Origin of the sequence: Pseudomonas anguilliseptica (assembly GCF_021375795.1) — a bacterium.
Taxonomy (GTDB): Bacteria; Pseudomonadota; Gammaproteobacteria; order Pseudomonadales; family Pseudomonadaceae; genus Aquipseudomonas; species Aquipseudomonas anguilliseptica_A.
In genome coordinates this window covers 1-393 of record NZ_JAEIOI010000016.1, presented here as the reverse complement: position 1 = coordinate 393, position 393 = coordinate 1, and the positions used below count along the sequence as shown (strand labels likewise).

The following is a 393-nucleotide window of genomic DNA, read 5'->3' as shown; positions in this document are numbered from 1 at the left end:
GGTGACCAGCAGGACGTAGAGTTCGTAGTTCATTGAGTGGCCCTGAAAAGTAAGTCCCGCCGTAGCGGGACTTGGGTGAAGCGCGCAGCGATTACAGAGCGCGGCGCATGTACTTGAAGGCAGCAGCGGCGACCAGTACGCCGAAGACAGCCCAACCGATGGTGCCGACGTCGGTGCCAGCGGTATCCAGTGCGGCAGTGGCCTCAGGCGGCACAGCGGCATAGGCTTGTTGAGTGGCCAGGACACCCAGGGCAGCGGCAGCGCCGAGGGAGCGTTTCAGGTTTTGCAGTTTGTTTTTCATGGTTGTTACCTCGCTATTTCAGGACTTTTTTCAGAACCAGGAAGCCGAACACCAGGGCAAACAGCACGATGGTTTCGCCCTGCAGCTCGCTG

General features: G+C 59.3%; 1 protein-coding gene. It reads right to left on the bottom strand.

Annotated elements, in window-relative coordinates; genetic code table 11:
- Positions 1-91 precede the first annotated feature (91 nt).
- Positions 92-301, bottom strand: coding sequence for a major capsid protein (locus IOD17_RS19245; protein WP_090247769.1), 210 nt, complete (start codon positions 299-301; stop codon positions 92-94).
- Between the last annotated feature and the right edge of the window lie 92 nt (positions 302-393).